Raw genomic sequence first — 21,077 nt, 5'->3', positions numbered from 1 at the left:
CCTATCGATATAATTGATATTGCTGTATATAGTTCTGAACGGGTTCGGGCAACAAGTAGGCAATAGACTCATTATTACGAGCCAACCCCCTAATCATGCTTGAGGATATGCCTAGAGGAGTCAGTGCCTCAAACCAGATCCGCCCTGAGGGCGCGCATTGTAACTCATGCGGTGAAGCCGCACGACAATTTTCGCAAAAAGCGTTTAATTCAGACACAAAGTCTGGTTCCCAACCAGGTCGAGACACCACAAGTAAGTGTGCAAAGTGCATCAGTTGATGCCAATTTTTCCAAGTTGGAAGGGATAAAAAACTGTCCATACCCAACACCATAACAAGAGGTGTATCTGGGCCAATTTCCTCACGGATAGCTCGTAATGTATCCACCGTATAACTAGGACCCTCGCGATCGATTTCACGAGAATCAACACTCAAACGCTCATCACTAGAAATAGCAAGTTGCGTCATTTCTAAGCGTTGTTCAGGTGTGATCACAGGACGATCTTTATGAACAGGCTGAAAGCAAGGTATTAACCTCAACTCCGAAAAACCGTAACGATCTAGTATCTCAACGGCCGTTCTTAAATGGCCATTATGAATAGGATCAAAAGTCCCTCCCATAATGGCCAAACCGGACAATTTATTAGACCTAGTTGTCACGAGTATGACCATCACCAAGTACTACGTACTTTTGACTTGTTAACCCCAACAAACCAACTGGTCCACGGGCATGAATTTTGTCGGTTGATATACCAATTTCCGCACCAAACCCATACTCAAAACCATCGGCAAAAGATGTTGAAGCATTCACCATTACAGACGAAGAATCGACTTCCGTCATAAAAGCACGGGTCTTCGAATAATTCTGTGAAACAATCGCATCTGTATGGTGTGAGCCATACTTATTAATGTGCGTAATTGCCTCATCCATATCAGATACTATCTTGATGGATAACTTAGGCGCTAAATATTCGGTGTACCAATCCTCTTCTGATGCTTCACCGATAACGGTACTAATAGCACGAGATTGCTCACAGCCTACTAGCTCTACGCCTTTTTCTTGATAAGCAGCAACTAATTTAGGCAATATTTGTTCAGCGCTTGCGACATGCACCAATAAAGACTCCATAGCATTACACACACCATAACGACGTGTTTTTGCGTTCATTGCGATGGCAAAAGCTTTTTCTAAATCAGCTTCCTCATCAATATAAACATGACAATTACCATCTAGGTGTTTAATCACTGGGACACGCGCATCTTTACTGATGCGCTCAATTAACCCTTTGCCACCACGAGGCACAATCACATCCACAAACTCAGGCATCGAGATCAACATCCCAACGGCTTCTCTATCTGTAGTATTTAACACCTGCACCGCATGCTCTGGCAAACCGGCGGCAACAACCCCTTTTTTTACAGCCTCAGCAATCGCTTGATTAGAATAAAACGCTTCAGAACCACCGCGTAAAATCGTCGCATTGCCGGATTTCAAACAAAGACTTGCTGCGTCAATCGTCACATTAGGGCGAGACTCATAAATAATACCAATCACACCAAGAGGAACTCGCATTTGACCGCGCTGAATACCGGATGGAAGATAAACCATATCGGATATTTCACCGATTGGGTCTGGCAAAGATGCAACTTGCTTTAATCCTTCGATCATCCCATTAATACGAGCATCATCAAGCAATAAACGATCTAACAATGCAGAATCCAAACCTTTAGCTTGACCATTTTCCATATCCTTAGCATTTTCAGATATCAATCGAGGTCGGGCATTTTCTAAAGCGTCTGCCATAGCAAACAACGCCATATTCTTTTGCTTCGTGGATGCTTTAGCAAGCAGACGAGAAGCCGCCCTAGCTTGCTGACCAATTTGATTCATATAAGATTCTAAAGACATCGTTAATCTCTAATAAAAGTAAAAAGAGTACACACTAGATCCGTAAAAAGTCGCGACCTATTTCATCAAGACAGTATACTATCACACTATTTTTATTCATTTAGTGCAGATTTTCACGAAAGGACAGACCATTGCCCTCCCAACATTCCTTTACTCTAAACACTATTGGCATAATCCATTCTTGCTACAAAGAAAAATTTGGCATTCCACGCCAGCCAGGTCTGGTTACCGAAGCGACAGCCAGACTAGAACTCATCCCCCCATACAATAGACTTGATACCCTAGACGGACTAGATGGTTTTTCTCATATCTGGATACAGTTTATTTTCCATGGCTGCATAAATGAAAGCTGGAAAGCTAAAATTCGCCCTCCTCGCTTAGGAGGCAAGGCTAAGATGGGCGTGTTTGCTACCAGAGCCACACACAGACCCAACCCAATAGGCTTATCAGCAGTAAAAATCGGACGAATTTATCAGGAGGGTCAGCGTATATTTATTGACCTATATGGCGCAGATTTACTAGATGGCACCCCCGTACTCGACATCAAGCCATATTTACCTTACGCAGATAGCATTAGTAACGCCAAAGGAGGATTCGCCCCAGCGGCTGCCGAAGCACAAAAAAGACCCGTCGTCTTTTCTGAGGAGGCGAAAGCACAGTGCGAAAGATATGAAAATTTGCACAACAAGAAAATAACCACTTTAATTAAGCAAATAATAGAACAAGACCCAAGGCCATCCTACCTATCAACACAAATAGATAGAGAGCACGGAATCCAATTATGGGACTTAAATATCAAGTGGTGCGCAAGAAATGACCATTTTGAAGTTCTCAGAATAGAGCACGAATAAGTGAGCAAATCATGAACAAGAAGCAGTTTTTAAATACCTACAAAAAAATAGATGGACTTAACGAGAAGAAGACCGAAAACACAGTAAAGCCGCCTATTTATCGTTCAGAGCATGATGAGCGCTTGATTAAAGACTTTCACTACGCGAAATTTCAGAAAAATCTTCAAAATGCCCAGAACAGTGACACCCTAAAAGCTCTACTGAACAAAGAAGATTGGAGCGAGGAAGACACGAATACATTGCTAGAGTCCCTGCGCTGATCAACATACACAACACCTATACCCATGGTTATCCACATGTTATATGTATAGTTTTTCTGTCAACAACTTCAAAAAAATATGCAAAAAAAAGCGGGCCTAAGCCCGCTTTTTATTACAACTATAGAATCAAAACTTAGTTTTGGTTTTCTAGTTGCGCTTTGATCAAATCACCGATAGTCGTAGGACCATTAGATTCAGCTTGTTGTTTCTCAGAGTGAGATTTCAACGCAGCTTTCTCTTCAGTAGCATCTTTCTGCTTGATAGAAAGAGCAATAGTACGAGCTTTACGATCAACATTGATGATCGCAGCTTCTACTTTGTCGCCTTCTTTCAATGCAGTTGTTGCATCTTCGATACGCTCACGGCTGATTTCAGATACTTTCAAAGTAGCTTCAACGCCTTCAGCAAGAACAACTACAGCACCTTTCGCATCAACTTCAGAAACAGTACCGTTTACGATAGTGCCTTTGTCATTTTCAGCAACGAAAGCAAGGAACGGGTCTTCTTCTAGTTGTTTAACACCTAGAGAGATACGCTCGCGCTCAGCATCGATAGACAATACAACTGTTTCTAGCATATCGCCTTTCTTGTATTGACGAACGGCTTCTTCACCAGTTTCGTCCCAAGATAGGTCAGAAAGGTGAACAAGACCATCAATACCGCCATCAAGACCGATGAACACACCAAAGTCAGTGATAGACTTGATTGCGCCAGAGATCTTGTCGCCTTTATTGAAAGATGTAGCAAACTCTTCCCATGGGTTCATTGTGCATTGCTTGATACCCAAAGAAATACGACGACGCTCTTCATCAATGTCAAGAACCATAACTTCAACTTCATCACCGATCTGAACAACTTTAGATGGGTGAATGTTTTTGTTAGTCCAATCCATTTCAGAAACGTGTACTAGACCTTCTACGCCTTCTTCAAGCTCAGCGAAGCAGCCGTAATCAGTCAAGTTAGTTACTTTAGCAGTTACTTTAGTATTTTCTGGGTAACGAGCTTTGATAGCTACCCATGGATCTTCACCCAACTGCTTAAGACCTAGAGATACACGGTTACGCTCACGGTCGAATTTAAGAACCTTAACATCAATCTCATCGCCAACAGCAATGATTTCGCTTGGGTGCTTAATGCGTTTCCAAGCCATGTCAGTGATGTGTAGAAGACCATCAACACCACCAAGATCAACGAAAGCACCGTAGTCAGTAAGGTTCTTAACGATACCTTTAACTTCTTGACCTTCTTCAAGAGAAGCAAGCAATGTTTCGCGTTCAGCGCTGTTAGTCGCTTCCATAACGGCACGACGAGAAACAACAACGTTGTTACGTTTTTGATCAAGCTTGATAAGTTTGAACTCTAGATCCACACCTTCCAAGTGAGATGTATCGCGGATTGGGCGAACGTCTACCAAAGAACCAGGCAAGAAAGCACGGATATTAGCGATATCAACTGTGAAGCCACCTTTGACTTTACCATTGATAACACCGTGAACGATGGCATTTTCTTCGTAAGCTTTTTCAAGAACAGACCAAGTTTCTGCACGTTTAGCTTTTTCACGAGACAATTTAGTCTCACCGAAACCATCTTCAACAGCATCAAGTGCAACTTTAACTTCGTCACCGATGTTTAAGTTGAACTCACCACTTTCCGTTAGGAACTGAGAACGAGGAATTACGCCTTCAGATTTAAGACCTGCATGAACAGTTACCCATTCGTTATCGATGTCAACAACGATACCAGTAACAATTGAGCCTGGCGCCATTTCGACGGTTAATAGGCTTTCTTCAAACAGTTCTGCGAAGCTTTGAGTCATTGTATTTCCTATATAATCGACCTATATAAAGAACTAGGTCATATCCACATTGCCAGCAAATGTGGGTCAATTTTTTGAATGATGCGATGAAAGCTTGCTGGCACTTCCACCGACTTGAATAACATTTGATCTATTCTAGCACATTATAGATAAAAAAAAGTAGACGCAAAAAAGAACAGATTATACAAGACCCGCTTTTACCGTTTCGGCAAAAACCATCTCGACAACCTGCTCTATGGTCAAATTCGTACTATCTATAACTAAAGCGCCTGCTGCAGGCACAAGAGGAGCAATTGCTCTGTTCGCATCCCGCTCATCACGCTCTTTAATCGTTTTAACAAGTTCAGCTAGATTAACAGCTTCACCTTTTTGCTGCAATTGCTGCGCACGTCTTTGCGCTCGCTCTTCTGCAGAAGCCGTTAAAAATATTTTAATCTGGGCGGAAGGAAACACCACTGTTCCCATATCCCGACCATCAGCAACAAGACCAGGGGCTTGCGAAAAAGCACGCTGACGCAACAACAAACCTTCGCGAACTTCAGGAATTGCCGCTAATTTAGAAGCACAATTACCAACCTCTTCTGTTCGAATAGCTTGAGTAACCACCTCTCCTTCGAGAATAATCTCAACTTTGCCTTCTTCGGTCTGTTGAAACTGTATATCCAGATGCTCAGCCAAGACCTTTAACGTATCCACATCATCAGGAGACATTCCATGATGGGAGACAGCAAGTGCAAGTAATCTATATAAGGCACCACTATCAAGTATGTGCCATCCCAGCTTTTCCGCGATCAATTGACTTACAGTACCTTTACCGGCACCACTTGGACCATCAATCGTAATAACTGGGCCTTGGTTGATCATAACTATTCCTCTTAAAAAACTATTGCGCCACAGAGCAATGAAAACCTAATTGCAATGCGACACTCTCCAACTCATTAAATTCTTCTAATAATTTTTGACAATCATTTACTTTTGTTATGGATTTACTACGCGCTCCCAAGCCAAGCATGGCAAGCGCTAATCTATCATCACCAGCGCAGTCCAATTCACCACCCTGAGGAAAACCACCCTTGATCAATAGATCACCGTGTTCGTATGTACAGGAGATTTTCATAGAATCCAACGCATCCACCAAAGCCAACACTCTATCTTCATAGTAATAAGGTAAGTCACCCACACCCTCTACTCGACTGTCACCTTTCGCGTACGCTGCCACCACACAAAGCAAAGGTAGCTCATCTCTAAATTGATAGGTCTGCCCAGCCGATAATACAAACGATGATAATTCTGCAAAACCTGCCTGCAAAACACCCTCATAAAGGCCAGATTCAGCCAATGGTGGTATAACCACATTTGCACCAATAGATTTTAAAAACGACAAGAAATCAAAAGAAACAGAGTCTAACCCTGCATTTTCGATCATCAAATCAGAGCCTGGTAGCAAACTTGCCAACAGCACAAGCCATACGGCCTCATACTCATCACCAGACAATACAATATCCGTACCAACTAAAGACCCAGGAGAAAAATTAAAACTGTCTCCATGCTTGGTCATATTCTGGCCAAAGCGCTGCAATAAAACTTCACAGTGAGATAAGCCAAGCAACATAGGCCTCACTCGCCCTTCATCAGGGGAATAAATAGCAGACAAAAATGCTGCCATCAAAAGGTTCCCAGACCCTGTTTTCAATTCAACATCTACATTAAAAGAATCATTTGGCGACAAGGTAACAGGCAAACAATCAGCCAGCTCAGAGACTACCGATCCACCCATCTGACGCAGCAAAGAAAATAAATCACTCATAGATTGATTAAGCAATTTACCTTCAGCAACAACCGTTACTGAGAAAGACTGACCAGCTAAAACTGGCAACAACAAATACAAACTCTCTCGCGACTCGTGCACATTGATTGGAGCAATTGGCGCTTTTAAACCATACAAGCCCACGCCATGGATACGCACACAATCCTCTGAGGCCTCTTCAATAACAACCCCCATATCACGGAAAGCTTGCATTGTAATGCGTACATCACCCGTTAAATCAATGTTCTTGATCTCACTCACACCGACGGAAAGCGCCGCTATAGTAATGACTTTATGTGACAAAGATTTGTCACCCAGCAAAGAAATCTTCCCTTTTACGGTAGAAGCTGGCAATACAGAGACAGAAACAGGGCGCACCTCTTTTGCTGAACCTATTGTACGCAACTCCAGCAGACGAAGAAAATGATCTCGCGCAGACTTTGCTCGGGTAAAAACACCGAACATGCTCGCCCCATCACCTTGCTCAATTGCAGCACGCATATCAGCCAGACGATCTGTAAAATGATCCAATGTAGCTAACGTGGCATCTTTATTCGCCATAAAAACATCTCGCCACATCACAGGGTCACTTGATGCAATACGAGTAAAGTCACGGAAGCCACCAGCCGCAAATTTGAATATATCTTGGCTACGCTCACCGCTTGCCAGTGCATCCACCAAGGTAAATGCCAACAAATGTGGCAAATGACTGGACGAGGCCAAGACATGATCATGATGATCAACATCCATACTCACCACATCCGCACCAACCGCACGCCAAATTCGGTGCAAGCGATCCAATAACAAGGGGTCACTATCAGGCAAAGGCGTGACAATCGCCATATGCTTTTCAAACAGCTGCGGATTCGAAGCCAAAACACCACTTTTTTCCGCACCCGCAATAGGATGACCAGGGATAAAATTAGCAGGAACAAAACCAAATACACGGCGCACGGATTCAACAACACTTCCCTTTGTCGAACCCACATCAGTAACAAGCGTTTTTTCTTGTAGCAATGGCTTAAGGTCAGCCAATACGGATTCCATTGCTCTTACCGGTGTTGCAAGAACAATAACATCCATTTTTGAGACATACTCTTGTGAAAGCTCTGCTGGATAATCAATAACACCAGTCGAGACCCCTAACGCGAGCTCGCCCTCTCGACGATCGACACCATAAAGTGTTGCCAATCCTCGATCTTTAAGCGCCTTAGCAAAAGAACCACCTATCATGCCAAGACCGATAATCATGACATTGCCAAACTTCTTATTTTCTTGCGGCGTCACATTCGCGAGCACCTGAAATTCACTTTCACCAGTCAAAGCACAACACTCTTAATCAATTTGCTAAAGCACAGCAACTGGGTATGACCCCAACACTTTCACTTCTGACGCACGTTCACGCAACTCTTCAATGACTGCGCTACAGCCTTCATCCAAATGATGTCCAACGAAGTCTATATAGAAAATATATCCCCAACGGCTCATAAGTGATGGGCGTGTCTCCAAGCGAGTCATATCAACCCCATGTCGCTCAAAAGCCTCAAGCAATCGATACAAAGCACCGGGCTCGTTTTTCGCACTGATCAATAATGATGTCTTATCCTTTCCACTTGGTGGCACATCTTCATTCCCCACAATCAAAAATCGCGTCGTATTATCCGGACGATCCTCAATATTGGCAGACACTTTCAGCAGACCATAAAGTTCGCAAGCCACTTCACCCGCTATTGCAGCAATGGCTCGACCACTACGGCCAGCCTCCGCCGCCAAACGCGCCGCTTCCGCATTTGAACTTACAGCAACACGCTCTACATGCGGCCAATAGCGATCCAGCCAGGCACGACATTGCGCCAAAGATTGCTGATGAGAGTAAATATGCGTGACATCATCCGCACTTACATTTGGGCTTACTAACAAGTGGTGGTGAATTCGCTCTTCCACTTCGCCACATATCTTAAGACGTGAGTCACGAAAACTGTCTAAGGTATGATTAACAACACCTTCTGTCGAATTCTCAACTGGCACAACACCATAATTAGCCGCCCCAGATTCAACCTCACGAAACACCTCATCAATAGCCGCCATAGGCGCACTAATAATTGATTTGCCAAAATGCTTTAGCGCTGCCTGCTGAGTAAAAGTACCTTCAGGCCCTAAGAAAGCAATTCGCATTGGCTTCTCAAGTGCAAGACATGAAGACATAACCTGACGAAATATCTTCGCCATTTCCTCATTACCCAAAGGCCCTTCATTGCGCTCCATCACTCTGCGTAAAACTTGCGCCTCACGTTCAGGACGGTAAAACACAACAGACTCATCACCTTGCTCAGCCAGTTTTACTTCCGCTACTTTCTGAGCACAGCGTGCGCGCTCATTGATCAACATCTGTATTTGCGAGTCAATAGAATCAATACGATCGCGCAATAGCGGCAGCGTATCGGGTACTGCTTGTTTAGAATTCGACATGCTATTTATTATCCGTAGACGTTATTATCTCTAAAAAGGGGTTATCGATGACGCTCTTCAAAGGCGCGCATGAAATCAATTAATGCCTGAACCCCTTCCATTGGCATAGCGTTATAAATACTGGCACGCATACCGCCAACAGAGCGATGCCCTGCTAAAGTACGTAAGCCAGCCGCTTCCGACTCTTTCAAGAAAAGAGATTCAAGGGACTCATCCGCCAAAATAAACGGCACATTCATACGAGAACGGTAGGCAGGATCAACAGGGTTTGAATAAAAATCGCTAGAATCAATAAAGTCATATAAGGCTTGAGCTTTACGAATATTGATCGCCTCAATCGCTTCGACACCACCTTGCTCTTCCAACCACTCAAACACCAAATCCGCTAAATAAATAGCAAAAGTCGGTGGCGTATTGATCATAGAATCATTGGCAGCTAAATTTTCAAAATTCCAAATAGAAGGCACATTATCGCCACAACGAGCCAACAAATCCTTACGAATAATACAAATCACCACACCTGCTGGACCAACGTTCTTTTGGGCACCAGCATAAATAAGACCATATTTACTCACATCAATTTTGCGAGACAATATAGTTGAAGACAAATCTGCAACGATAGGCAAGCTTGTTTCTGGCAAATCTGCGAACTCTAGACCACCAATCGTTTCGTTTGCACACAAATGCAAGTAGGCCGCACTTTCATCTAGTTTCAAACTAGAAAAGTCAGGAACCGTGGTGTAATTTTGCTCTTTTGAAGAACCAACCACGTTAACCTTGGTATATCTTTTCGCTTCTTTAATGGCCTTCGAAGACCAAGCACCAGTATCTAGATAGCAGGCAGACTCAAAACCATTTACTAAATTTGCAGGAATCTGAGCAAACAAAGTGGATGCACCACCTTGAACAAATAACACTTCATAATCATCACTAATATCAAGCAGTCGAGATAAACGAGCTTTGGCAGACGCCAAGATCGACATAAACTCAGTACTTCTGTGACTCATTTCCATAACAGAAACACCAGCACCATGCCAATCAAGCATTTCAGCCTGTGCTTTTTTCAATACCGCTTCAGGAAGCGCTGCTGGACCAGAACAAAAATTATATACTCGGCTCATCCCGCCTATTACCTCTAGTATTTTCAGGACTTATCTACAACAAAAGCGACGCACCTAGGTGCGTCGCTTATTTTCTATTCCGTATCAGTATCTGGAATGTCCGGAGACTCGTCACCATCGCTTGGTGCCTGATCGACTACAACATCACCTGCTTCATCAACCACAATGTCTGCTTCGTCATCTTCAACGACACGTTCAATACCAACCAAATGCTCATCATTGGTCAATCGAATCAAGGTAACACCTTGAGTATTACGACCTTGACAAGACACCTCGGTCACCCGAGTACGAACCAAAGTACCCTGATCGGTAATCAAAATAATCTCATCGGTTTCATCAACCTGAGCAGCACCAACCACAGGGCCGTTACGCTCAGACACTTGAATACCAATAACACCTTGACCACCACGTCCATAGACTGGGAAGTCTTCCACTAGAGTACGCTTGCCGTAACCATTCTCACACGCCATCAAGACAGCAGAACCTTCTTGAGGAACGATCAATGACACAACCTTAGCGTCTTCATTCAAGCGAATACCACGAACACCTGCCGCAGTTCGACCCATTGCACGAACATCAGACTCTTTAAAGCGTATTGTTTTACCAGAAGAGGAAACCAACATAATGTCGTTTTCACCATTGGTAACAGACACACCAACCAACTCATCTGTTTCATCTAGGCTAAGCGCAATCAAACCTGTAGAGCGAGGACGCGCAAAATGCTGCATCGCCGTCTTCTTAACCGTACCGTTTGCCGTTGCCATGAAGATGTAGCTGCTTGCTTCAACAATTTCCTCTTCAGAAACTTCTTCATCAGAGTCAGCCTCAGCCACTGGTAAAGGCAATAGAGCAGAAATAAACTCTCCCTCTTTTAGCGGCAGTAGGTTAACGATAGGACGACCTTTCGCACTACGGCTAGCCACAGGAATCTCGAACACACGCAACCAATAAACTTTACCTAGATTACTGAACAGCATGATAGTGTCATGGCTACTAGTAACTAATAAGTGCTCGATATGATCTTCATCTTTCATGCTTGCAGAAGATTTTCCACGACCACCGCGACGCTGAGCTTGATACTCAACCAATGGCTGAGATTTCGCATAACCAGTATTCGAAATTGTCACCACCATTGGGGCTTCATCAATCAAATCGGCAATAGTCAAATCCTGACGAGAGGTTAAGATCTCAGTGCGACGAGCGTCACCAAATGTATCTCGAACTTCTTCCAACTCTTCACGAATCACTTCCATCAAGCGATCAGGGTCAGACAAAATATTCAGCAATTCAGCGATAAGCTCAATAAGAGACTTATACTCGCCCATTAGCTTGTCGTGCTCTAAGCCCGTTAGACGATGTAGACGTAAGTCCAAAATCGCCTGCGCTTGATCTGGTGACAAATGATAAGCACCATCAACAAAACCGTAACAAGCTTCAAGGTCATCTGGTCTACATGCATCAGCGCCTGCACGTTCAAGCATGGCCATAACATCACCTGGCTGCCAAGACTCGCCAACCAATTTTTCTTTCGCCTCAGCAGAGGTCGGAGAAGTACGAATCAACTCAATCACACGGTCGATGTTAGCAAGCGACACCGCCAAACCTTCAAGAATGTGACCACGTTCACGCGCTTTGCGAAGCTCGAAAATAGTACGACGAGTAACCACTTCACGGCGGTGCTTAACGAAACACTCAAGAATTTGCTTAAGGTTTAGCAATTGAGGGCGGCCATCAACCAAGGCCACCATATTCATACCGAATACAGATTGAAGCTGTGTTTGCGTGAAGATGTTATTTACAACAACTTCAGGGTTTTCACCACGGCGCAATTCAATAACGATACGCATACCGTCTTTATCAGATTCATCACGTAGCTCACTGATGCCTTCCAGCTTTTTCTCTTTGACTAGCTCAGCGATTTTTTCAATCACTTTCGCCTTGTTTAGCTGGTAAGGAATTTCAGTGAAAACGATGGATTGGCGATTGCCTTTTTCCATGTCTTCAAAGTGATGGCGAGCACGCATATAAATACGGCCACGACCTGTTTTGTAGGCTTCAATAATACCCGCGCGACCATTGATAAACGCCCCTGTAGGGAAATCAGGCCCAGGTATATGATCGATCAGCTCATCAATGGTGATGTCTGCGTTATCAATAACAGCAAGACAGCCATCAATAATCTCACCGAGATTATGAGGAGGGATATTAGTTGCCATACCAACCGCGATACCCGCAGAACCGTTTACCAACAGCCCTGGAACGCGTGCAGGCAATACTTCAGGCATAAATTCGGTGCCATCGTAGTTAGGCACGAAATCAACCGTTTCTTTCTCAAGATCCATCAACAGATGATGAGAAATTTTCGCCATACGAATTTCGGTATAACGCATCGCTGCAGCACTGTCACCATCGACAGAACCAAAGTTACCTTGACCATCAACCAAGGTGTAACGCATTGAGAAAGGCTGCGCCATACGAACAATCGTATCGTATACAGCAGAATCACCATGTGGGTGATACTTACCGATTACATCACCAACGATACGCGCCGATTTTTTGTACGGTTTATTCCAATCATTTTTAAGTTCATTCATCGCAAATAGAACGCGACGGTGAACAGGCTTTAATCCGTCTCGTACATCAGGTAATGCTCGGCCCACAATAACGCTCATTGCGTAGTCTAGGTAAGATCCCTTAAGTTCATTTTCGATACTGACGGGAGTAATTTCTTTGGCTAATTCACCCATAGATACAATCGATCCTTATGCCTTGGAGTCAAAAGACTCCCTAATATCTTTTTATAAGCGCTGCATTGTAACATAAGGAAATAAATAACACCCCTTCAAGGAGCATGTTTTGTTGTTCTATATTGCAATTATAGAAACAGCACCCCAAACAGTCTCCCTGCTCAAAGTAAGTTTACTATTGGTCACCCCTTTAGTTGGCGCTATACTAGAAAAAGCACACTTTAGCTCAAGCCTAAAACAGACGACATAAAGCACATTACGCAGCTCAATACATCGAGCTTATCGCCTTTAGCAACATTTAAGATGGATGCAGAACAGATGACCGACACTCAACAAAACAACGTAGACCTAAATGAAGTTGCAAAATTTGAAGCACTAGCAAGCCGCTGGTGGGACACTGAGAATGAATTTAAACCTCTGCACGACATAAACCCACTACGCACCAACTATATAAATGAGCGAGCTGACGGCCTGAAAGGCAAAAAAGTCATCGATGTCGGTTGTGGTGGAGGCATATTGTCAGAAGCCATGGCAAAACTCGGCGCAAGCGTCAAAGGCATAGATATGGGAGAAGCCCCACTTGCTGTAGCAAAACTGCACAACGAAGAGTCAAAGCTCGATATCGATTATGAAAAAATCACCGCAGAGGAAATTGCCCAACGAGAATCTGGCCAGTACGACATCGTCACTTGCCTTGAAATGCTTGAGCATGTTCCAGACCCATCATCGGTTATCAAAGCCTGCATGACGCTAGTGAAGCCAGGTGGACATGTATTTTTCTCCACCATCAACAGAAACCCCAAAGCTTATCTATTTGCCATTATAGGGGCTGAATACATTCTAAAAATGCTTCCTAAAGGCACCCACGACTACGCAAAATTCATCCAACCGGCTGAGCTCAATAACTACGCAAGGGCCGCTGGTTTAGAAGTTTCACACATGACAGGGTTGACCTATAACCCCATCACCAAAGTGTACAAACTCAACGACAAAGATGTATCCGTTAATTACATGATGCACACTCAGAAAATTAACGCCTAACCAAGGCATAAGGAGGAGATATGTTTGATTATCAAGCCCCAAGCCAACTACTTAAAGACAAGGTAATCCTTGTTACTGGTGCAGGTGACGGTATAGGCAAAACCGCCGCGATCACTTATGCAAAACATGGCGCAACAGTCATCCTATTAGGACGCACCACCAAAAAACTGGAAGCCGTATACGACCATATCGAACAAATGGGCTATCCTCAGGCCGCGATCGTACCACTAAATCTTGATGGCGCGGCTGAGCACGACTATGTAGAACTTGCCAACACCATTGAAAGTGAATTTGGTCATTTAGATGGCATTCTACACAATGCCAGCCTTTTAGGTGAACGAACGCCGATAGCAACCTACGACATCACCTTGTTCGAGCAAGTTATGCGCGTCAATGTGACCAGCCAATTATTGCTAAACCAAGCCCTACTCGCTCTTATGCAGAAAGCAAAACATGCTTCTATTGTGTTTACATCGTCTGGCGTTGGCAGAAAGGCAAAAGCTAACTGGGGAGCGTATGCCATTTCAAAATTTGCCACCGAAGCCATGATGCAATTGTTTTCCAACGAACTGGTCGATCTTTCCCCGAACATTCGAGCGAACGCGATCAACCCTGGAGCAACAAGAACCAGCATGCGCGCCAACGCCTACCCTGAAGAAAACCCAGAAACACTGGCAACAACAGAAGACATCATGCCGGTATACCTTTACCTTATGGGCGATGACAGCCTAAACGTTAATGGGCAATCTTTAGACGCCCAATAACCCACCGATAGATGCAATGCGCGACAGCCATTGCATCTTTCCCCATGCTTCAGTTAGTCTGAAGTCATGAACAAATTCAAAACAGCGCTCTACGTACTTTTCATTTTATTCATCACGCAGACCTCGCTATCAGCTCGCGCGGATGACGCACACCTAACAAAAAATCACACTTCGGTAAGCCCAAAACTAATGACGCAAAATATTACGCACGCCACTCAAGACACCTTTACACCGATTCCAAATAAGAGCACAAGCGACGAAAACAGCTACAACTTGATCACTCTCCCTAACCACCTAAAAGTACTGCTTATCAGTGATCCAAAAGCGGAAAGATACTCTGCCTCCCTATCAGTCAAAGTTGGTAGTTTTCAAGACCCAACTGGGCAACAGGGGCTGACTCACTTTCTTGAACACATGCTGTTTCTTGGCACTGAAAAGTACCCTGAAGCCGGAAACTACCAAACCTACATCAACACTCATGGCGGAACACATAACGCCTACACAAGCACAGATAAAACCAACTTTTACTTTGATATTTCCCCATCAGCTTATGAAGGCGCCCTAGATCGCTTTTCACAGTTTTTTATCTCTCCCCTGTTTAGCGAATCACTCACTCAAAGAGAAAAAAATGCCGTCAATGCAGAATATAAAGCAAAGCTAACTGACGAAAGCCGACGCAATACCCAAGCCTTAAAAACCTTGATCAACCCTGACCATCCCTACAGCCAATTTTCAGTAGGCAGCCTAGACACCCTCAAAGATCTCCCTAATAAACCACTAAGAGAGCAGCTGCTTAACCTATACAAAGAACACTACTCTAGCGAAAATATGGGCCTAGTTCTTGTCGCAAACCTTCCGCCAAATCAGCTAGCAGAGCTTGCTCATCAATACTTCTCATCTATTCCGAGCAAAGCCATAACGACATCCAAAAGCTACCCAGAACTCATTACGACCGATAAACCACAACTGCAATTTGTTCGTTCTTTAATCAACAGCAACACGCTTAATATTTTCTACCAAATAGACGCCCAAAAACAAAATTACAAAACTCAGCCAACACGCTATCTATCCTATATTTTGGGCAATGAAAACAAAGGCTCTCTTTATGCCTCATTAAAATCAGATGGGTTAATTAACAGCATATCAACCGGAGTTTCTCCGGATTATGGGGACAACGCCCTATTCTCCATAAAAATACGCTTAACCGACGAGGGACTATCTCAAATCAATACTGTCGCACAGCGACTCTTTGCCACGATCAGTCTTTTGAAATCTTCACCTGTCAATCCACTCTACTTGCAAGAAGGACTGACATTAAGCCAGCTCATGTTCAACAACCAAAGCTATGTCGCCCCTTTAAACCTTGCTCGAACACTCTCAGCAAGAATGTTAGATACACCAAGTGAGGACATTCTAAGCAGCTTTCGACTAGAACATGCAGCAAACCAGAGCGAAGTCCAACACCTGCTACAACAACTGTCACCAGAAAACCTACTAATACAAGTAGTGACCAACAAAACGTTCCCGCAGGACTGGACAAGTAAAGCCCCCACATGGAAAACCGAACCTTGGTATAACAGCGAATACAGTAACAACCTAATTAGCCAGTCACTTTCAGACACCATTAATTTTTCAGTCAAAACCACGCAAGTCGGGTTGCCTGAAAAAAACAACTTCATCCCAGAGTCACTAAAACTCGTCGATGAAAAAGACTCAAGCCCCAAGATTATATTCCAGAAAGAAGGCATGACTTTTTGGAGCAAATCCGATCCCAGCTTTAAAAAACCCACGGCGATGAACTTTATCGCCTTTCGCTTCGATAATGCCGCCGATACCGCCAAACACACACTGCTCAATAGACTATGGACACGACTTTTTAACGACAGCGTAAGCGAGTCGACTTATGCTCCGTATATCGCAGGATTAGGCTACTCATTCTACCCACACACAAACGGTGTCACACTTAGAACAAGCGGCTACTCAGATAAACAGAACGTTTACACAACTTGGCTCATAGATCAGATTTTCTTATTTCGCCCTAACCAAGAAACATTCAATCTTGCTAAAACTCAACTCAAAACAGATCTAAGCAATCAAAAAAGTCGTCAGGCTTACAGCAATGCCAACAGCGCGCTACACACGCTCATCACAAAAAATAGCCAGACCATAGAACAACTAGAAAGTGCACTAGAATCACTCACATTAGAAGATCTCCAAGCTTTCACAAAAAGGGCGCGCAGTCATTTTGATATCGTCGCCTACAGCACAGGAAATGTCACAGAGCAACAATCAACACAACTTGCTCAATCCATTTACCAACGCGTAGAAGACAGACTCACACATAGAGAACCGCTAGAAATTGAAACCAAAGAACTCACCGCACAACAGAAGCATCATTACAAGTTCAACTCCACAAGCAACGACTGCGTTGTGCTTTACACATTAATAGACACCAGCGGACAGAACACACAAAAGGCGATTACCGAAAAAGCGTACTTTGCCATCTTGAAAAAGCTCATTAGCAGCCCTTTTTATCAAGAACTAAGGACCAAAAAGCAGCTTGGCTACATTGTTGGCGCGCAAGACCTCAGCATTCGCAAAACCCCAATGCTAGGGCTGCTGGTACAATCCCCCAATAAGGATACGCTAACCTTAGTAAACGCCATGGAAGACTTCATAGAAGAGCAAAGAGAAAGATTACCCAATCTATCTGCTGATGAGTTTTATAAAGCAAAAAATGCGCTGTTAAGCGAACTAAAAATGACAGCAAAAAACCTAAGTGATAACGCCCTTAATGAATGGCATCAAATTGCCAAACCAGCACCCGATTTTCAGACGAAAGAAGAATGGATAGAAAACGTAGAAAAGATAGAAGTAAAAGATTTTCTTGCCTTTATCAAACAGAAATTTGAATCAACTGAAACAGCAAAAATCATCATTCATAACAAAGCGTTTCCGCAGGAATTAACAGACCAAGAATCTTGGCAGGAGGCCTCCCCTATGTCACCCAAGCTGTGAGACTTAGGAGTTAACCGCCAATTAATCGCTCCAGTTTTTCAGCGTCCGTGGCAGGAGCCCCTTTTGCCCCACGCGCCGAAGCTGGCGCAGCGGATTCCCCTACAGGAGAGAAGTCCCCAACATCTGGTACAACTTTATCTGACGAGCGATCATCCGCGTTAATTTGATCACCAAAAATACCAATTTCCGGCATCATTCTTAAACGCTTATTTTGAATATCTTCGGGAATATTGCCTGTAAACAGCACAGTAAAAGGCGCCTCTTCAGTACGCTTATTCACTTCATCGTAAATCGCCTGCTCACGCTCAGCAATGGCATTTTCTTCCAAATAAGACATACCCTTACCATCCGCTGTAATAACAACATTGGGTCCTAGGGTCATTTTTGCCTTTTCCGCTGGAATAACTGCCACCTGTTCCTGAGAACTCAACACAACCTGATGCTCGGAACGAATAATCTGATTACCATAGATAATCTCAACAGGCTGACGCTCAACAGTCTGAGCATGCACACATAACGATACTGCACAAAGCAACCCAATTGAATATTTCATAACCACCCCAAAGTAAGACTCCATTCACTATAAGAGATAAAAACACATAAAAAAAGGAGTCCAAGCAATACTTGAACTCCTTTTTTGTCTCTTTTAGTAACGATTAAAGAGTAATGACTTCAAAATCCACTTCAGGATTGGCTTCTGCGTCATAATCAACACCTTCGACACCAAAACCAAACAACTTCAAAAATTCATCTTTGTAAAGTTGATAGTCCGTCTCTGAAAAGAGGTTGGCATCGTTAATTTGAGGCCAAAGATCACGACAAGCTTGCTGTACGTCTTCGCGCAATTCCCAATCATCCAAGCGAAGACGGTTTTTCTCGTCTGTCAATTCTGCAGGGTTATGATTGTTGTATAGACGCTCAGAGAACATACGGTAAATCTGATCCATACAACCTTCATGGATACCTTTTTCACGCATCACCTTGAAGACCATTGCCAAATACAAAGGCATCACTGGAATAGCAGAAGACGCCTGAGTAACAACCGACTTCAATACGGCAACATTAGCACCACCGCCGATTTTCGCTAACTGAGCATCAATAGCTGCAGAAGCACGATCCAAATCTTCTTTCGCTTTACCTAACGCACCATGCCAATAAATCGGCCACGTGATATCAGAACCAATGTATGAATAAGCGACCGTGCGAGCACCCTCAGCCAAAACACCCGCTTCTTGTAAAGCAGACATCCAAAGCTCCCAGTCTTGACCACCCATTACCGTCGTCGTCGCTGCAACTTCTTCTTCAGTCGCAGGCTCAATTTCAGCTTCAATAATGACATCTTTATTGGTATCAATCGCAGTAGAACGGTATGGCTGACCAATAGGCTTAAGAACAGAACGCACAACCTCACCAGTTTCTGGCATTTTACGAACAGGAGAAGCCAGTGAGTAAACCACCATATCCACTTGACCAAGATCTTGCTTAATCAAATCAATCACAGTTTCGCGCGCTTCATTTGAGAAAGCATCGCCATTAATACTTTTCGCGTACAAACCTTCTTCTTTGGCCACTTTATCGAATGCAGCAGAATTGTACCAACCAGCTGTACCCGTTTTCTTTTCTGTACCTGGTTTTTCAAAGAAAACACCAATTGTTGCAGCACCAGAACCGAACGCTGCAGCGATACGAGAAGACAAGCCATAACCACTTGACGCACCGATTACAAGTACTTTTTTAGGGCCATTTTCAATCGCCCCTTTGCTTTTAGTAAAAGCGATTTGATCTCTTACGTTTTGCTCACAACCTACTGGATGTGTTGTTGTACAAATGAATCCGCGAATCTTTGGTTTTATGATCATAATATTGTCTCAACGTCATGTTTTGCTTACGTCTTGCCTGACAATTACTTCAAATAAGGCAGGCAACACAAATCTACTCGCCATGATACAATAGCCGAACCAATATGTCCTGATTCTGCTAAAAATTCAGAACCAAAAAATCATCAAAACCTTGAGAGAGCGCACAGTGCACCTACTTGTCATTGGCTACGTCTGGCCAGAACCAAACTCTTCCGCTGCTGGCAGTAGAATGATGCAACTACTAAACAGCTTCCATAAAGAACAATGGCAGATTTCTTTTGCAAGCCCAGCCCAGCAAACAGAACACATGGCAGACCTATCCCAGCTAGGCATTGAAGCCGAACATATAGAACTGAACAGCGATTCATTTGATCACTATATTGCAGAAAAGAAACCAGACATTGTGGTATTTGATCGCTTCATGATGGAGGAGCAGTTTGGCTGGCGCGTAGAAAAATTCAGTCCCGATTCGTTACGAGTCCTCAATACAGAAGACCTTCACTCACTAAGGCAAGCCAGACACAATGCCCTTAAGCAAAACAGAGAGTTTGTCATTGAAGACCTTTACAACGACCACGGCATCCGTGAAATCGCTGCCATTCATCGCTGCGATCTAACCTTGATGATTTCTGAAGTGGAAGCAAAGCTGCTAGTCGATCAATTTCACGCACCAGAAACACACGTTTTCCACCTACCATTTATGCTGCCTGAACCACAACAGACAGACACATTACGCAGTTTCGAAGATCGCGAACATTTTATTAGCATCGGCAACTTTCGACATGCTCCAAATTGGGATGCTGTACTGCAATTGAAAACAGAAATATGGCCAAAAATTCGCAAGCGCTTACCGAAAGCAGAGATGCATATTTACGGTGCATACCCACCACCAAAAGCCACACAACTGCATAATGCAAAAGAAGGCTTTTTAGTGAAAGGCTGGGCTGAAGATGCTCAAGCTGTGATGCAACAAGCGCGACTTTGCTTAGCACCATTACGCTTTGGCGCGGGAATTAAAGGCAAATTAGTGGAAGCCATGCAAGTCGGCACACCGAGCATCACCACCAGCATTGGCGCGGAATCTATGCATGGCGTATTACCTTGGAATGGCGTGATAACCGACAACATAGACACCTTTGTCGACGCCGCTGTTTCGCTCTATGAGGACAAAGAAAGCTGGCTATTAATGCAACAAAATGGCAACACAATATTGCAAGCTCGCTATCAAGCAGAAGAGTGGGAGCCCAAACTGATCAATCGATTAAAATTACAGCTTCAGCTAAAAGAAAGCCTAAGAAACAAACACTTTCTAGGATTAATGCTGCGGCATCACAGCCTTAAAAGCACGCAATACATGTCCCAATGGATAGAACTTAAAAACAAAAATGAAGAGAAATAGCGCTAACGAAAAAACACA

Annotated in this window: 16 protein-coding genes; 6 read left to right on the top strand and 10 right to left on the bottom strand. The window is 43.7% G+C overall.

What is annotated here, in order from left to right; genetic code table 11:
- Position 1 precedes the first annotated feature (1 nt).
- Both nadD and C1X04_RS06545 read right to left on the bottom strand, forming a co-directional pair.
- Entirely contained in the window at positions 2-658 is a 657-nt protein-coding gene (gene nadD, locus C1X04_RS06550) for a nicotinate-nucleotide adenylyltransferase (protein ID WP_254682352.1), read from the bottom strand.
- Complete coding sequence (locus C1X04_RS06545; protein ID WP_137169486.1) at positions 648-1,907, bottom strand: glutamate-5-semialdehyde dehydrogenase; 1,260 nt, start codon at positions 1,905-1,907, stop codon at positions 648-650. Before C1X04_RS06545 ends, nadD begins: the two co-directional genes overlap by 11 nt.
- A gap of 131 nt (positions 1,908-2,038) precedes the next feature.
- Between C1X04_RS06545 and tsaA the strand changes: the two genes are divergently transcribed.
- Both tsaA and C1X04_RS06535 read left to right on the top strand, forming a co-directional pair.
- A complete protein-coding gene (gene tsaA / locus C1X04_RS06540) occupies positions 2,039-2,758 on the top strand; it encodes a tRNA (N6-threonylcarbamoyladenosine(37)-N6)-methyltransferase TrmO (RefSeq protein ID WP_110571722.1) in 720 nt (239 codons plus the stop codon).
- Between the two features lie 11 nt (positions 2,759-2,769).
- Positions 2,770-3,018 carry a hypothetical protein gene (locus tag C1X04_RS06535; RefSeq protein ID WP_137169485.1) on the top strand — a complete coding sequence of 83 codons (249 nt, stop codon included), beginning with the start codon at positions 2,770-2,772 and terminating at the stop codon, positions 3,016-3,018.
- Between the two features lie 133 nt (positions 3,019-3,151).
- Here the strand turns inward: C1X04_RS06535 and rpsA are convergent, their stop codons facing one another.
- The 6 genes from rpsA to gyrA form a co-directional block, all read right to left on the bottom strand.
- The gene (gene rpsA, locus C1X04_RS06530) at positions 3,152-4,834 is read right to left on the bottom strand and encodes a 30S ribosomal protein S1 (protein ID WP_110571720.1); all 1,683 of its coding nucleotides are present in this window, start codon (positions 4,832-4,834) and stop codon (positions 3,152-3,154) included.
- 180 nt (positions 4,835-5,014) lie between these two features.
- Complete coding sequence (gene cmk / locus C1X04_RS06525) at positions 5,015-5,698, bottom strand: (d)CMP kinase (protein WP_137169484.1); 684 nt, start codon at positions 5,696-5,698, stop codon at positions 5,015-5,017.
- Between the two features lie 19 nt (positions 5,699-5,717).
- Complete coding sequence (locus C1X04_RS06520) at positions 5,718-7,964, bottom strand: bifunctional prephenate dehydrogenase/3-phosphoshikimate 1-carboxyvinyltransferase (RefSeq protein ID WP_137169483.1); 2,247 nt, start codon at positions 7,962-7,964, stop codon at positions 5,718-5,720.
- Positions 7,965-7,988: 24 nt separating this feature from the next.
- The gene (gene pheA / locus C1X04_RS06515) at positions 7,989-9,110 is read right to left on the bottom strand and encodes a prephenate dehydratase (protein ID WP_137169482.1); all 1,122 of its coding nucleotides are present in this window, start codon (positions 9,108-9,110) and stop codon (positions 7,989-7,991) included.
- A 41-nt stretch (positions 9,111-9,151) separates the two neighbouring features.
- Positions 9,152-10,231 (bottom strand): 3-phosphoserine/phosphohydroxythreonine transaminase, encoded by a 1,080-nt coding sequence (serC, locus tag C1X04_RS06510; protein WP_110571716.1) that lies wholly within the window; start codon positions 10,229-10,231, stop codon positions 9,152-9,154.
- Between the two features lie 74 nt (positions 10,232-10,305).
- Complete coding sequence (gene gyrA / locus C1X04_RS06505; protein WP_110571715.1) at positions 10,306-12,978, bottom strand: DNA gyrase subunit A; 2,673 nt, start codon at positions 12,976-12,978, stop codon at positions 10,306-10,308.
- 318 nt (positions 12,979-13,296) lie between these two features.
- On the opposite strand from gyrA, the gene ubiG reads away from it, so the two are divergent.
- The 3 genes from ubiG (at position 13,297) to C1X04_RS06490 (ending at position 17,801) form a co-directional block, all read left to right on the top strand.
- The gene (gene ubiG, locus C1X04_RS06500) at positions 13,297-14,019 is read left to right on the top strand and encodes a bifunctional 2-polyprenyl-6-hydroxyphenol methylase/3-demethylubiquinol 3-O-methyltransferase UbiG (RefSeq protein WP_110571714.1); all 723 of its coding nucleotides are present in this window, start codon (positions 13,297-13,299) and stop codon (positions 14,017-14,019) included.
- Between the two features lie 20 nt (positions 14,020-14,039).
- A complete protein-coding gene (locus C1X04_RS06495; protein WP_137169481.1) occupies positions 14,040-14,783 on the top strand; it encodes a YciK family oxidoreductase in 744 nt (247 codons plus the stop codon).
- 189 nt (positions 14,784-14,972) lie between these two features.
- Entirely contained in the window at positions 14,973-17,801 is a 2,829-nt protein-coding gene (locus C1X04_RS06490; protein WP_137169480.1) for an insulinase family protein, read from the top strand.
- Positions 17,802-17,811: 10 nt separating this feature from the next.
- Here the strand turns inward: C1X04_RS06490 and C1X04_RS06485 are convergent, their stop codons facing one another.
- Together C1X04_RS06485 and fabV are read right to left on the bottom strand one after the other, a co-directional pair.
- The gene (locus tag C1X04_RS06485; RefSeq protein ID WP_137169479.1) at positions 17,812-18,354 is read right to left on the bottom strand and encodes a hypothetical protein; all 543 of its coding nucleotides are present in this window, start codon (positions 18,352-18,354) and stop codon (positions 17,812-17,814) included.
- A 103-nt stretch (positions 18,355-18,457) separates the two neighbouring features.
- Positions 18,458-19,660 (bottom strand): enoyl-ACP reductase FabV, encoded by a 1,203-nt coding sequence (gene fabV / locus C1X04_RS06480; RefSeq protein WP_110571711.1) that lies wholly within the window; start codon positions 19,658-19,660, stop codon positions 18,458-18,460.
- Positions 19,661-19,826: 166 nt separating this feature from the next.
- Between fabV and C1X04_RS06475 the strand changes: the two genes are divergently transcribed.
- A complete protein-coding gene (locus C1X04_RS06475; protein WP_137169478.1) occupies positions 19,827-21,059 on the top strand; it encodes a glycosyltransferase family 4 protein in 1,233 nt (410 codons plus the stop codon).
- The last annotated feature ends 18 nt before the right edge of the window (positions 21,060-21,077 follow it).

Source organism: Marinomonas sp. FW-1, assembly GCF_005222245.1.
GTDB classification, from domain to species: Bacteria; Pseudomonadota; Gammaproteobacteria; order Pseudomonadales; family Marinomonadaceae; genus Marinomonas; species Marinomonas alcarazii.
This window is presented reverse-complemented; position numbering and strand designations above follow the sequence as displayed.